The organism is Pseudomonas sp. PDM20, assembly GCF_014852575.3.
Lineage (GTDB): Bacteria > Pseudomonadota > Gammaproteobacteria > Pseudomonadales > Pseudomonadaceae > Pseudomonas.
The window spans coordinates 6,275,157-6,288,389 of sequence record NZ_CM181224.1; the positions used below are offsets into that span (position 1 = coordinate 6,275,157).

At 66.3% G+C, this 13,233-nt stretch carries 17 protein-coding genes and 1 pseudogene; 10 read left to right on the forward strand and 8 right to left on the reverse strand.

All coding sequences use genetic code 11. The features are described from left to right. Window positions 1-69: 69 nt before the first annotated feature. The 3 genes from IB261_RS28830 (at window position 70) to IB261_RS28840 (ending at window position 3,608) form a co-directional block, all read left to right on the forward strand. Entirely contained in the window at window positions 70-351 is a 282-nt protein-coding gene (locus IB261_RS28830; RefSeq protein ID WP_081515199.1) for a hypothetical protein, read from the forward strand. A gap of 81 nt (window positions 352-432) precedes the next feature. After that, window positions 433-666, forward strand: coding sequence for a TIGR02647 family protein (locus tag IB261_RS28835; protein ID WP_081515198.1), 234 nt, complete (start codon window positions 433-435; stop codon window positions 664-666). A 92-nt stretch (window positions 667-758) separates the two neighbouring features. After that, window positions 759-3,608 carry a class I adenylate cyclase gene (locus tag IB261_RS28840; RefSeq protein WP_192383612.1) on the forward strand — a complete coding sequence of 950 codons (2,850 nt, stop codon included), beginning with the start codon at window positions 759-761 and terminating at the stop codon, window positions 3,606-3,608. Window positions 3,609-3,651: 43 nt separating this feature from the next. Here the strand turns inward: IB261_RS28840 and rnk are convergent, their stop codons facing one another. The 4 genes from rnk to IB261_RS28860 all read right to left on the reverse strand — a co-directional run bounded on the left by rnk (window position 3,652) and on the right by IB261_RS28860 (window position 5,815). After that, window positions 3,652-4,056 (reverse strand): nucleoside diphosphate kinase regulator, encoded by a 405-nt coding sequence (rnk, locus tag IB261_RS28845; RefSeq protein ID WP_081515196.1) that lies wholly within the window; start codon window positions 4,054-4,056, stop codon window positions 3,652-3,654. Window positions 4,057-4,237: 181 nt separating this feature from the next. Next, window positions 4,238-4,444, reverse strand: coding sequence for a DUF1289 domain-containing protein (locus IB261_RS28850; RefSeq protein ID WP_081515195.1), 207 nt, complete (start codon window positions 4,442-4,444; stop codon window positions 4,238-4,240). Continuing rightward, complete coding sequence (gene cyaY / locus IB261_RS28855; RefSeq protein WP_024762102.1) at window positions 4,422-4,757, reverse strand: iron donor protein CyaY; 336 nt, start codon at window positions 4,755-4,757, stop codon at window positions 4,422-4,424. The genes IB261_RS28850 and cyaY overlap by 23 nt, the downstream gene beginning before the upstream one ends. Further along, entirely contained in the window at window positions 4,754-5,815 is a 1,062-nt protein-coding gene (locus IB261_RS28860; RefSeq protein ID WP_081515194.1) for an AraC family transcriptional regulator, read from the reverse strand. Before IB261_RS28860 ends, cyaY begins: the two co-directional genes overlap by 4 nt. A 153-nt stretch (window positions 5,816-5,968) precedes the next feature. On the opposite strand from IB261_RS28860, the gene lptM reads away from it, so the two are divergent. The 6 genes and pseudogenes from lptM (at window position 5,969) to IB261_RS28890 (ending at window position 9,679) form a co-directional block, all read left to right on the forward strand. Continuing rightward, the gene (gene lptM / locus IB261_RS28865; RefSeq protein ID WP_081515193.1) at window positions 5,969-6,109 is read left to right on the forward strand and encodes an LPS translocon maturation chaperone LptM; all 141 of its coding nucleotides are present in this window, start codon (window positions 5,969-5,971) and stop codon (window positions 6,107-6,109) included. A 145-nt stretch (window positions 6,110-6,254) separates the two neighbouring features. Then, window positions 6,255-6,431 (forward strand): annotated as a pseudogene (locus IB261_RS28870) (diaminopimelate decarboxylase); the annotation flags it as partial. A gap of 13 nt (window positions 6,432-6,444) precedes the next feature. Beyond that, the gene (gene dapF, locus IB261_RS28875; RefSeq protein ID WP_192383611.1) at window positions 6,445-7,275 is read left to right on the forward strand and encodes a diaminopimelate epimerase; all 831 of its coding nucleotides are present in this window, start codon (window positions 6,445-6,447) and stop codon (window positions 7,273-7,275) included. An 11-nt stretch (window positions 7,276-7,286) separates the two neighbouring features. Then, window positions 7,287-7,988, forward strand: a complete 702-nt coding sequence (locus IB261_RS28880; protein ID WP_081515190.1) for a DUF484 family protein — start codon at window positions 7,287-7,289, stop codon at window positions 7,986-7,988. 96 nt (window positions 7,989-8,084) lie between these two features. Beyond that, entirely contained in the window at window positions 8,085-8,990 is a 906-nt protein-coding gene (gene xerC, locus IB261_RS28885; protein ID WP_192383610.1) for a tyrosine recombinase XerC, read from the forward strand. Continuing rightward, window positions 8,987-9,679, forward strand: a complete 693-nt coding sequence (locus IB261_RS28890) for an HAD family hydrolase (RefSeq protein ID WP_151188709.1) — start codon at window positions 8,987-8,989, stop codon at window positions 9,677-9,679. Before xerC ends, IB261_RS28890 begins: the two co-directional genes overlap by 4 nt. A 182-nt stretch (window positions 9,680-9,861) precedes the next feature. Here IB261_RS28890 and sutA read toward each other — a convergent pair whose 3' ends face one another. From sutA to glnK, 4 genes are all read right to left on the reverse strand, one after another. Beyond that, window positions 9,862-10,194 (reverse strand): transcriptional regulator SutA, encoded by a 333-nt coding sequence (gene sutA / locus IB261_RS28895; RefSeq protein WP_045215410.1) that lies wholly within the window; start codon window positions 10,192-10,194, stop codon window positions 9,862-9,864. A gap of 78 nt (window positions 10,195-10,272) precedes the next feature. Continuing rightward, window positions 10,273-10,698, reverse strand: coding sequence for a secondary thiamine-phosphate synthase enzyme YjbQ (locus IB261_RS28900; RefSeq protein WP_081515187.1), 426 nt, complete (start codon window positions 10,696-10,698; stop codon window positions 10,273-10,275). Window positions 10,699-10,805: 107 nt separating this feature from the next. After that, window positions 10,806-12,140, reverse strand: coding sequence for an ammonium transporter (locus IB261_RS28905; protein WP_081515186.1), 1,335 nt, complete (start codon window positions 12,138-12,140; stop codon window positions 10,806-10,808). A 42-nt stretch (window positions 12,141-12,182) separates the two neighbouring features. Continuing rightward, window positions 12,183-12,521 (reverse strand): P-II family nitrogen regulator, encoded by a 339-nt coding sequence (gene glnK / locus IB261_RS28910; protein WP_003457590.1) that lies wholly within the window; start codon window positions 12,519-12,521, stop codon window positions 12,183-12,185. A gap of 403 nt (window positions 12,522-12,924) precedes the next feature. Between glnK and IB261_RS28915 the strand changes: the two genes are divergently transcribed. Next, window positions 12,925-13,212: an accessory factor UbiK family protein gene (locus IB261_RS28915; protein ID WP_081515185.1), complete on the forward strand. Its 288-nt coding sequence runs from the start codon at window positions 12,925-12,927 to the stop codon at window positions 13,210-13,212. Window positions 13,213-13,233 lie beyond the last annotated feature (21 nt).

Below are 13,233 nucleotides of genomic sequence, written 5' to 3' on the forward strand. Positions count from 1 at the left end.
CGCACCTGAAGTTGCCCCGCAGGTTGGCCAACTTCGGGCGGCTTCACAAGTCCGCCGGAGAGCAATGTGATGACAGACCCAGACGATGGCGAAGAGTCCTTCGCCGAAGACACCCTGATCCAGGCCATCGAGAACCAGATCGAGAGCGAGAGCCCGGCGGCCGCCCGCGCGGTGTTCAACAAGCTGACCCTGGTCGGCTACGAACGCGAGGACGCCCTGCACCTGATGGCCCTGGTGCTCGCCCACGAGATCGAGGCGATGCTGGCCGAGGACCGCCCGTTCAACGGCGAGTGGTACGAACAGGCCCTGCGCGCGCTGCCGACCCTGCCCGATGGCACTGTTGCCGAATGAGACAGCGGCATAACAGCGCTTGCCGAACCGGTCTGACTTGAGACTACACTGAAGCCTCATTGACCATCGGGAGTTAGGCGAATGGCTTTCACGAAAGAAATGGTTGAGGAACTGGACCTGCTGGCGCTCTTTGACCTGGAGAACAGCCAGGCGGGATTGAAAGTCCATCACGATGCTTCCGCCGAAGCCGTGGCGGCTGCCGGCCGGCTTCACGCCAAGGGCCTGATCGACAAGCAGGACGGCGGCTATCTCACCGGTCTGGGGCTTGACGCCGCCGAGCACGCCCAGGTCCTGCTCGGCATCCTGCGCAGCTGACCTCAAGTTCCCCCGCGAGCGGGCGATAAACTGGCACACTTCCGAGCGCCGCATTCCCTGATGCGGCGCCGCTGGCCAGACAGCAGTACGCCATGACGCTCACCCCCGAGATCCGCCCGGACATCGACGACGGCATCGACCGAAAGGTGCTGACGCAGCTGCGTCAACGCTTCCTCAAGGTCAACGCCGCGCGGCTGCATCGGGCCAGCGAAGCGCTTTCCACGCGCCAGCAGCTTGTCCTGAAGCTGTTGCCACTGCTGCTGGACGTGAACCATCCGCTGCTGCCCGGCTACGTGTCGGCCAGCACGCCCGCCGGGCTGTCGAACTTCGTCCCGGACGACGACATCCTCGCCGAAGCCCAGCGCCTGACCCGCTCCTTCAGCTACAAGACCCGACGCGGCAACCCGCCGCTGCCGATCCACGGGCTGTTCCTGATGGGCAGCCTGGGCACCGTCGCCCAGGCCGAGCAGAGCGACCTGGACCTTTGGGTCTGCCACGCCTCCGACCTCACCGAGCGGGAGCGGGCGGAGCTGCGCCGCAAGTGCGAGCTGCTCGAACAATGGGCCGCCACCCAGGGCGCCGAGGTGCACTGCTTCCTCGTCGACCCGCAGCACTACACCCAGGGCGCCCGCGAGGCCCGGCTGACCTCCGACGACTGCGGCACCAGCCAGCACTACCTGCTGCTGGACGAGTTCTACCGCACCGCCATCTGGCTCGGCGGCCGCACCCCGCTGTGGTGGCTGGTGCCGGTCTACGAAGAGAACCGCTACGCCGAGTACTGCCAGACGCTGCTGAACAAGCGTTTCATCCGCGCCGATGACGTCCTCGACCTCGGCCACCTGGCGCGCATCCCGCCGGGCGAATTCATCGGCGCCGGCATGTGGCAGCTGTTCAAGGGCATCGAGTCGCCCTACAAGTCGGTGCTCAAGCTGCTGCTCACCGAGGTCTACGCCAGCGAACACCCGCAGGTGTCCTGCCTGAGCCTGCGCTACAAACAGGCGATCTACGCCGGGCGCCTGGATGTGGAGGAGCTGGACCCCTACGTCATGCTCTACCGCCGCCTGGAGGAATACCTCAAGGAGCGCGGCGAAACCGAGCGCCTGGAGCTGATCCGCCGCTGCCTCTACCTGAAGGTCGGCAAGAAGCTCAGCCGCCCGCCGCGCCAGGGTCACAAGAGCTGGCAGCGCAAGGTGATGGAGCGCGTCTCGGCGCCCTGGAAGTGGGACAGCCGCGCCTTCGCCCAGCTCGACAGCCGCAGCCAGTGGAAGGTCCGCCAGGTACTGCTGGAGCGCCGCGCGCTGGTCAACGAACTGACCCACAGCTACCGCTTCCTCTCGCAGTTCGCCCGCCTGCAGCACGCCGCCAGCGGCATCAACCCGCGGGACATGGGCATCCTCGGCCGGCGTCTGTATGCCGCCTTCGAGCGCAAGGCCGGCAAGGTCGAATTCATCAACCCGGGCATCGCCCCGGACATGGCCGAAGACATCCTCACCCTCGCCCAGCTGCCCGGCGGCGAGGCGGGCAAGCCACCGTACTGGGCGCTGTTCGGCGGCAACCTGTCGCTGCAGGAAATGGCCGACTTCGCCCCGCTGCGCCGCGCCCGCGACCTCATGGAACTGCTCACCTGGAGCCACCGCAACGGGGTGATCGATGCCACCACGCGGCTGTCCCTGCAACCGGGCAGCAGCGACCTGACCGAGTTCGAGCTGCAGAACCTGCTGGGCTGCCTGCAGCAGGCCGTTCCGCTGCCGCTCGACGAGGTGCCGGAAAGCGCCCTGCTGCGCAGCGCGGTGCCTTCGCAGGTGTTGCTGCTGGTGAACGTCGGTGTCGACCCGCTGCGCCAGCACAGCCAGATGAACGTGCACATGACCACCGAGCGCACCGACTCGCTCGGCTATTCCGGCGTGCGCGACAACCTGGTGCTGACCCTCGACCAGATCACGCTGAACAGCTGGAACGAACTGCTGGTCAGCCGCTATGCAGGCCCGCACGCGCTGCTCGACTGCCTGCGCGAATTCCTCAACAGCGTGCCCTCCGACGCCCCGCCGCCGCGCCTGCTGGTGCGCTGCTTCTGCCGCAACCGCGCCACGGCCATCGCCCAGCGTGTGGAAGACCTGTTCCGCGACGCCCATGCCCAACTCGCCAGCGGCAAGGGCGGGCGCTACCTGTTGCAGGTGCGCCAGCACTTCCACCTGCTGCACCTGGTGCCGGGCAGCGTCAGCCATCGGGTGATCGACGGGTTGCCAGCGCTGGTCGAGCACCTGGGCGACACCCAGGACGACAGTGGCTTCCTGCAACTGGACCGGCACGCACTGGAGGGCGACGACCTCGCCATGATCCTGCCACTGGGCCGGGCCAATACCGTTCAGGTGTTCTACCGCCTGGATGAAGGCAGCGCGGAAATCACCATCCTCGACGAGCGCAACGCCCTCTGGCGGCGCCGCCAGGAATACGACACCGAGGAAGGCCTGCTGCTACCGCTGCAGCGCTTCCTGCAATCGGTGCAGTACCGCCGCAACGCGGTGATTTCGCTACTGGAAGCGCAGGGCCCGGTGGGCGCCGACATCCTCTTCTACGAAGTGGTGACCAACGGCCACCAGCGCGCCCAACGCATCGAGCGACGCAATGCGCCACAACCGCTGGAAGCCCTGCCGTTCTACAACGTGCAGGCGATCGTCGAACCGGGCGAAGGCCAGCGCGCGCGCACCACGCTGTTCTGCAACCACCGCGAATTCTCGGAACTGGAGTTCGGCAACGAGCTGTTCCAGGCCGCCGCCCGGCACATCCTCGACCGCCGACGCGGGCAGGAGCGCTACCCCTGCTACATCACCGACCTGGACCTGTCGGCCATGCGTGAGGGCGGGGAACTGCAGACGGTGCACTTCCTGCGTTACAAGCAGAGCCTGGAGCAGGCGCTGAACCGGGCGCTGGCCGAGGCCTGAAGGCCAGCCGGACGCCCGGAGAGGGAGGTTCCCGAAGGGGAAATCAGCGATCGAAGTCGCCGGCCGCTTCCGGCTGGTATTCCACTTCCAGCAGGGTCAGCTTCAGCGTCTTGCCGCTGGGTACCGGCCAGTCGATGCTCTGGCCGGTGGTCAGGCCGAGAAGCGCAGTGCCGACCGGAGCAAGAATCGAGACCTTGCCTTCACCGCCGACGCCAGCCGGGTAGACCAGGGTCAGGTGGTATTCCTTGCCACTGCCCTCTTCGCGGCAGCGCACGGTGGAGTTCATCGTGACCACGCCCGGCGGTATCTCGTCGTGGCCGACCACCGTGGCGCGGGCCAGTTCGGCCTCCAGCGCCTCGGCCGCGGGGCCGTACTCATCCAGGCTGTCGAGCATGCGCTCCAGACGTTGCAGGTCGAGTCGAGTCACGGTGATGGGAGTCGTGGTCATGATGGTTGGCAGTCTCCTTACAGGAGAGCCCCGGACGCTCGCGCGTTCGGGGCCCTGGGTGTTCTGGCAGTAAAGACGTTCGGGGATCGAACGTAATGAAATCCGAAAAAAGAAAAACCCCGCCCAAGGCGGGGTTTTCCCGGACACTAACACAGCACAGAAAATAAGCAACACCGACCAGTCACCACTTCGGCCGATGGTTGTTTCGGCGCTTTTCGCAGTCCGCCAGAATCGCCAGGCGCCGCTCGCCGTCGGCCTCGTTCCACTCCAGGATCTCGCCCAGGGTGCGCCCGCAGCCGACGCAGATGTCCGCGTCGTCCAGGCAACAGCGCCGGCAGCAGGGCGAGGCGACGCTGGCCCGCGGCTCAGATGCCGGGGAAGTCGACATCCTCACCTGCCTGCTCCAGGGTCGCGCGATTGAGCAGCGCGCCCAGCGGTTCGCGGGTGCTGTCGCAGATCCACAGCGAGCCGGATTCGTCGTAGTCGAAATGGAAGCCGCCGGAGCGCGCCGCCACCCACAGCTGGCGCAGCGCCGGCTGGCGGCTGAGGATCAGCTGGGTGCCGTTCTCGAAGCGCACGGTCAGCACGCCACTGGAGTTCTCCAGGTCCAGGTCCAGGTCGCTGTCGTCGAAGGCGTCCTCCACCGTTACCTGTACAGCGTCCACCAGGTCATGGAAGCGGGCTTCGCTCAAAGTGCTCATGCATCGTCCTCGGGATCAGTCAAAGGCACCAGTTTACGCCGGTATTCGCCCAGACTCTGCCCCGTCCAGCGCCGGAATGCGCGGGCGAGCGAGCCGGCTTCGCTGAAGCCCAGCAGGTAGGCGATGTCGGCGGTGTCCAGCGCCGGGTCGCGCAGGTAGTGCAGCACCAGTTGCTGGCGGGTTTCGTCCACCAGCTGGCTGAACGACAGGCCGGTGTCGCGCAGCCGCCGCTGCAGGGTGCGCGGGCTCAGCGCCAGGGTCTGCGACAGGCGCTCCAGGTCGGCGCCCTGCTCCGGCAGCTGGCGCGCCAGCTCCAGGCGCGCGCGGTCGAGCACGGTGTCGCCCTTGTTGATTTCCACCAGCAGGCGTTCGGCGTAGGCATCCAGGGTGCGCTGCACCTGGGCGTCGGCCTGGCCGAGCGGTAGCGAAAGCAGGCGCCTGGGGAAGACCAGGGCGTTGTCCGGCTGATCGAACAGCACCGGGCAGCGGAAGATACGCTCGTGCTCGCTGACATCCGCCGGAGCGCTGTGGCTGAAACGCACCTCGAACGGCACCTCGTCCACGCCGCTGACCCAGTGGCCGAAACTGACCCAGCCGGCCAGCGTCTCTTCGCTCATCTGTCGTTGCTGTTGCGGCAGCAGCGGCTCCCAGCTGTGCTTCACCAGCGCCTCACAACCGGCGCGCGGCGGCTCGTCGGCCAGCTCGACGCGGCCCAGGTTGCCCACCAGCGAGGCATAGCGCGCCTGGCGGTGCAAGGCGTCGGAGAGCGTCGCGCAACTCATGATCAGGTAGCCGAGCACGCCGTAGTAGCCGGGGCGCACCGCCTCGCCCAGGTGCAGGCCGAGGTTGTCGTCGCCGCTCAGGCGCACGCCGGCGCCCACCAGCTCCAGGTAGGCGCTGGCGGCGATGCGCTGGTCGCGCTGGGCGAGGATCGAGGGCTCCAGGTGCACCGTCGCCAGCAACTGCGCCGGGTCCACGCCCTGGCGCTGCAGATGCTCCACGAGGCCCTGCAGGTAGGCCACCGACACCGAACTGGGCAGGGGATCGCGATAGTCCATCAGGCATTCCATTTTTTGCCCGCCATCATAGGGCCACCGGCCCTTTCGGCGCGAGCCGCAAGCCCCGCCGGGCGGGAGTCCGCTTGAATAGGCAAGCCGGCGGGGGGTCGGTATACTCCGGACCCATTGACGCTTTATTACAAGGATTCCGCCATGAAGCGACTGCTGCTTCCCTTCGTCGCGCTCGCCGTCTTCACCGCCGCGCTGGCCGGCTGTGGCCAGAAAGGCCCGCTGTACCTGCCGGACGACCAGAAGGCCAAGAGCGAGCACAGCAAGGACCGCTACGGTCTCTGAGGGCGTTCCCATGGACGCCTTCGACGTCCGCGACGGGCAACTGTTCGCGGCAGACCTGCCGTCGCCGGCAATCGCCGGACGCCTCGGCATGCCGCAAAGCGGTAACGGCGAGCTCCTCGCCCGACTCCGCAACCCCGTCCGCGAAGAAGGCGGCCTGCTGGCCGTGCGTTCGGCCGGCGCCTATGGTTTCGTCATGAATTCCAACTACAACACCCGGGGCCGCGCCGCCGAGGTGCTGGTGGATAGCTCGGCCGCGCACTGGGTGCGTCGCCACGGAACACGACCAGAGCTGTTCGCCGGCGAAAGCCTGCTGCCGGACTGAGGCCGAGACGACGATGCTTCTGCGTTTTACCAAGATGCATGGGCTGGGCAATGACTTCATGGTCCTGGACCTGGTCAGCCAGCACGCCCATGTGCAACCACGCCACGTCAAACAGTGGGGCGACCGCAACTTCGGGGTCGGCTTCGATCAGCTGCTGATCGTCGAGCCGCCAAGCACGCCGGACGCCGACTTCCGCTACCGCATCTTCAACTGCGACGGCACCGAGGTCGAACAGTGCGGCAACGGCGCGCGCTGCTTCGCCCGCTTCGTGGTCGACAAGCGCCTGACCGCGAAGAAGACCATCCGCGTGGAAACCAAGGGCGGCATGATCGAGCTGACCATCGCCAACGATGGCCAGGTTACCGTCGACATGGGCCCGCCGCGCCTGCAACCCGAGCAGGTGCCGTTCCAGGCCGGTGCCGAAGCGCTGAGCTACCCCCTCGAAGTGGATGGCCAGCAGTACCAGCTGGCGGCCATCTCCATGGGCAACCCGCACGGCGTGCTGCGCGTGGATGACGTAGACAGCGCTCCGGTGCGCACCCTGGGGCCGAAGCTGGAAATCCACGAAAGCTTCCCGCAGAAGGCCAACATCGGCTTCCTGCAGATCGTCAATCCGCACCAGGCGCGCCTGCGCGTCTGGGAACGCGGCGCCGGCGAGACGCTGGCCTGTGGCACCGGCGCCTGCGCCGCCGCGGTCGCCGGCATCCGCCAGGGCTGGCTGCAATCGCCGGTACAGATCGACCTTCCCGGCGGACGGTTGACCATCGAGTGGGCAGGACCGGGTCAGCCCGTTATGATGACCGGGCCCGCCGTGCGGGTGTTCGAAGGCCAGGTACGTCTATAACCGGGACGCTTATGACCGATACTCCGCAGGACCCCACCGTTACGCTCGAAGCCGAACAGGTCGCCGACTATCTTCGCCGGCACCCTGAATTCTTCGTCGATCATGACGAGCTGATCCCGGAGATGCGCATTCCGCACCAGCCGGGCGACGCCGTGTCGCTGGTGGAGCGCCAGGTACGCCTGCTGCGCGAGCGCAACATCGAGATGCGCCATCGGCTGTCGCAGCTGATGGACGTGGCCCGCGACAACGACCGGCTGTTCGACAAGACCCGCCGCCTGGTGCTCGACCTGCTCGACGCCACCAGCCTCGAGGAAATCGTCAGCACGACGGAAGACAGTCTGCGCCACGAATTCCTCGTGCCTTACGTCAGCCTGATCCTGTTCAGCGACAACAACCTGCCGGTGGGCCGTTCGGTGAGCAGCGCCGAGGCGCACCAGGCGATCGGCGGCCTGCTGTCGGGCGGCAAGACCGTCTGCGGCGTGCTGCGCCCCCACGAGCTGGCCTTCCTGTTCTGCGAAAGCGAACGCGAGCAGGTCGGCTCCGCCGCCGTGGTGCCGCTGACCTTCCAGGGCCTGCACGGTGTGCTGGCGATCGGCAGCCCCGACCCGCAGCACTACAAGAGCTCGCTGGGCACCCTGTTCCTGGGCTACGTCGCCGAAGTCCTCGCGCGGACCCTGCCGCGCTTCTCCACGCCACTGCGCTCGGTGCGCTGAAAGCGGCGGCAAGCTGCAGGCTTTAGGCGACAGGCCGAATGCAGCGGGCCGAGTGCTTTTGCCTGAAGCCTGCGACCTGCAGCCTGGAGCCTTTCGTTGACACTTGAAGCTGGCATCGACGCTTATCTGGAACACCTGCGCAGCGAACGCCAGGTGTCCGTCCATACCCTCGACGGCTATCGCCGCGACCTGCTGCGCCTCGCCGCGCTCTGCGAAAAGTCCTCGCTGAACGAGTGGCCCGCGCTGCAGGTGCGCGACCTGCGCATGTTCGTCGCCCGCCTGCACCAGCAGGGCCTCGCCAGCCGCAGCCTGGCGCGCCTGCTGTCGGCCACGCGCGGGCTGTACCAGTACCTGATCCGCGAAGGCCGCTGCCGGCACAACCCCGCCGACGGCCTCGCCGCGCCCAAGGGCGCACGCAAGCTGCCGCGTACCCTGGACACCGACCGCACCGCGCAACTGCTCGACGGTGGTGTCGAGGACGATTTCATCGCCCGCCGCGACCAGGCGCTGCTGGAGCTGTTCTATTCCTCGGGCCTGCGCCTCTCCGAACTGGTCGGCCTCGACCTGGAGTGGCTGGACCTCAAGGACGGCCTGGTGCGCGTGCACGGCAAGGGCAACAAGGTGCGCGAACTGCCGGTCGGCCGCGCCGCGCGGCAGGCCATCGAAAACTGGCTGCCGCTGCGCGCCCTCGCCTCGCCACAGGACAACGCCGTGTTCATCGGCCGCAGCGGCAAGCGCCTGACACCCCGCGCGATCCAGCTGCGCGTGCGCGAAGCCGGCGTGCGCGAGCTGGGCCAGCACCTGCATCCGCACATGCTGAGGCACTCCTTCGCCAGTCATATGCTGGAGTCCTCCCAGGACCTGCGTGCGGTGCAGGAGCTGCTCGGCCACGCCGACATCGCCACCACGCAGATCTACACCCACCTGGACTTCCAGCACCTCGCCACGGTCTATGACCAGGCGCACCCACGGGCACGCCGTAAACCCGGAGCAGAAGAATGAGTATCCGTCTGGTCACCTTCGACCTCGATGACACGCTGTGGGATGTCGCCCCGGTGATGAACAGCGCGGAAGCCACCCTGCGCGACTGGCTGGCAGTGAATGCCACGCAGTTGGGCCCGGTGCCCATCGAACACCTGTGGGCGATTCGCTCGCGGCTGATGGAGCAGGACCCGATGCTCCGGCACCGCCTGAGCGAACTGCGCCGGCGCATCCTGTTCCACGCCTTGCTCGACGCGGGTTATCCACAAGCCGAGGCCAGCGACCTGGCCGAAGCCGGGTTCCAGACCTTCCTCCACGCGCGACACCAGGTGGCGCTGTTCCCCGAGGTGCACCCGACCCTGGAGCAACTGGCCAACCGCTTCATCCTCGGCGTGCTCACCAATGGCAACGCCGACGTGCGCCGCCTGGGCCTGGCCGATTACTTCCAGTTCGCCCTGTGCGCGGAAGAACTCGGCGTCGGCAAACCTGATCCACACCCGTTCCAGGAAGCACTCAAGCGCGGCGGCGTGGCGGCGGAACACGCCGTGCACATCGGCGACCACCCCAGCGATGACATCGCCGGCGCGCGTCGCGCGGGCATGAAGGCGATCTGGTTCAACCCGGCGCGCAAGCCATGGGACGGCGAAGAGGCGCCCAGCGCGATCATCCACAACCTGTCCGAGCTGCCCGGCGTTCTAGCAAATCTGTAGGTGCGGACCAGACCCTAGGGCGCATAACCCGGAACGGGTTATCCGCCGATTGCGTCGCGGCGGATAACGCTGGCGCGTTATGCGCCCTACGATTTGTAGGAGCGGCCGCCAGACATACGCGGACATGAAAAAGCCCCGCCGCTCCTCACGGAACGGCGGGGCTTTTCATGTCGCGTCAGATATCAGATAGGGCGGCTGCCGTATTTGCTATCCGGCTTCTTGGGCGGGTCGGCCACGACGTTCGGCTCGATCTCCTGCACCTTGCCACCGCGAGTGAGGAATTCCTCCATCGCGCGAGCCAGTGCATCACGATCCTTCTGCTTGGCTTCGACCGAGGGCAGTTCCTCTTCTTCCGCAGCGGCCTTGGCTTTCTTGCCACCGCCCTTGGGAGAAGGGGCTTCATCCCCATCGCCGCTGTCTGCTTCGGCGTCGCTGTCGTCCGCTGCGGCGAGTTCCTCGCCATCGTCCTCGTCAGCGCCGTCCAGCTCGTCCTGTTCCAGTTCTTCGTCGCTCATTGTTCAACCTCTGTGGTGCTGCAAAGCACGTTAGTTATAGCCCAGCTGCGCGCTTTGACGAACGCCGCCGGAAAAAATTCATACAAGCTCGCCCTGCCAGGTCGCCACGATCTTTCGCGGCCCGCCGTGGTCGCGGTGCTCGCCCAGATAGATACCTTGCCAGGTGCCCATTGCCAAGCCTCCCTCCTGTATCGGCAGCGTCAGCTGACAGCCCAGCAGGCTCGACTTGAAATGCGCCGGAAGGTCGTCCGGACCTTCGTAGTCATGTTCATAGCCGCTCTCGCCCTGGGGCACCAGGCGATTGAAGAATCGCTCGAAATCGCGGCGCACCGAGGGGTCGGCATTCTCATTGACCGTCAGCGAAGCGGAGGTGTGCTGCAACAGCAGGTGCAGCAGGCCAACCCGGCACTTCGACAACTCCGGCAGCGCGGCCAGGATCTCGTCGGTGACCAGGTGGAAACCTCGCGGTCGAGGGCGCAGGGTGATGGTCTTCTGCTGCCACATGGCGGGCAATCCTTGCGTCGCTAACGGTGATGCGCGCGCATTCTAGCGTGCTGATCGAAAAAACAAAGGGCGCCCGAGGGCGCCCTTCGTCGAACTTGCGCGAACCCTTACAGGTTGTAGCCGCGCTCGTTGTGCAGGGAGAGGTCCAGACCCACGGTTTCCTCTTCCTCGGAGACGCGCAGGCCCATGACCAGGTCCAGGACCTTGAGGATCACGAAGCTGACGATACCGGTGTAGACGATGGTGAAGGCCACACCCTTGAACTGGGTGAACAGCTGCGCGCCGATGTCGGTCACGGTGCCGAAGCCGCCCAGTGCCGGGGCTGCGAACACGCCGGTGAGCAGGGCGCCGACGATACCGCCGACAGCGTGCACGCCGAAGGCGTCCAGGGAATCGTCGTAGCCGACGGCGCGCTTGAGGCTGGTGGCAGCGAAGAAGCAGATCACGCCAGCGGACAGACCGATGACGATGGCGCCCATCGGGCCACAGGTACCGGCAGCCGGGGTGATGGCGACCAGGCCGGCAACCACGCCCGAAGCGATGCCCAGGGCGCTCGGCTTACCGTGGGTGATCCACTCGGCGAACATCCAGCCCAGGGCGGCGGCGGCGGTGGCGATCTGGGTGACCAGCATGGCCATGCCGGCGGTGCCGTTGGCGGCAGCGGCGGAACCGGCGTTGAAGCCGAACCAGCCGATCCACAGCAGGGCGGCGCCGATCAGGGTGTAGCCCAGGTTGTGCGGGGCCATGGCAGCGGTCGGGTAGCCCTTGCGCTTGCCGAGGACGATGCACGCCACCAGGCCAGCGATACCGGCGTTGATGTGCACCACGGTGCCGCCGGCGAAGTCCAGCACGCCCCAGTCCCACATCAGGCCACCGTCACCGCTCCAGACCATGTGGGCGATCGGTGCGTAGACCAGGGTGAACCACAGCGCGGTGAAGATCAGCATGGCCGAGAACTTCATGCGCTCGGCGAAGGCGCCGACGATCAGGGCCGGCGTGATGATCGCGAAGGTCATCTGGAACATCACGAAGACGCTCTCAGGGAACAGCGCGGCGGCGGAAGTCAGGCCGCTGGTGGTCAGGCCGCTGAGGAAGGCCTTGTCCAGTCCGCCGACGAAGGAAGCGAAGTTGACCACGCCCTTTTCCATACCGACGGTATCGAAGGCCAGGCTGTAGCCGTAGACGACCCAGAGGATGCTGATCAGCGCGGTGATCGCAAAGCACTGCATCATGATCGACAGGACGTTCTTGGCGCGCACCATGCCGCCGTAGAACAGCGCCAGGCCAGGGATGGTCATCAGCAGCACCAGGGCGCTGGAAATCAGCATCCAGGCGGTGTCGCCGCTGTTCAGGACGGGGGCCGCAGCCTCGTCGGCCAAGGCCAGACCGGGCATTGCGAGGGGCAATAGGGCGCCTAGCCCTGCGTATTTGCGCAGAGTCATTGTTGTTTCTCCTGGGGCGTGGGGGTTCGGTGTGGGCTTGGCTTAGATCGCGTCGGTGCCGGTTTCGCCGGTACGGATACGAATGGCCTGTTCCAGATTTACGACAAAGATCTTGCCGTCACCGATCTTCCCGGTGTTGGCGGCCTTGGTGATGGCTTCGATAACACGATCCAGCTGGTCATCGGCGATGGCGACGTCGATCTTCACCTTCGGCAGGAAATCGACAACGTATTCCGCGCCACGGTACAGCTCGGTGTGACCCTTCTGCCGGCCGAAGCCTTTGACTTCGGTCACAGTGATGCCCTGCACGCCGATCTCGGACAGCGACTCACGAACGTCGTCCAGCTTGAACGGCTTGATGATGGCTGTGACTAGCTTCATGTAACTCTCTCCCGTGTTTTGGTGGACCCGCCCCAGGAAGAACGAACCCGGAGACAAGTCTAAGCGCAGTGTCTGGCTTTTGTAATGCGCCGGCCGCCCTACCTCAGCACTCCGACTGCCTTGATCGAAGCAATCCACCGCCTCGCCTGCCGCACCGGAACTGCATCGGTGCACGCCATATCTGCCCCAAAGCATGAAGCTTGCCAGTTCGTGAAAATGCCCGTGGCATCAGGCACTTGGCCTGAAACAGGGCTTTCTGGCGAATCGCCAGCGCTGCCCTGGCGCACCGAAAGCGCGCACGCAGAGCGGGCACACTGCTCAAAAAGCGTGCAACCCGGCGCGCCGCAGCCAGCGCCGGCTGCGTGATAGACTGCGCTCTGATTCAATCCGGAACCCATGAACCATGCTGCCGCCCAAAGCCTTCCTCGATGCCATCAGCCAACAAGCCGGACGTCTGTTCGGTGGCGAATCGCCCCTGCCGAAGGCCGAGCTGGAAGCCCAGTTCAAGGTTCTGATGCAGAGCGCCTTCAGCAAGCTCGACCTGGTCAGCCGCGACGAATTCGACAGCCAGATGGTCGTCCTCGCGCGCACCCGCGCCCGTCTCGAGGCGCTGGAAGCGAAGGTCGCGGAGATGGAAGCCAGGCTCTCGCCCGCCGACACCGCCGCACCTGCCCCCGCCGCCGAAGAATAAGTCCCGCCTGGCGGGCGGCAT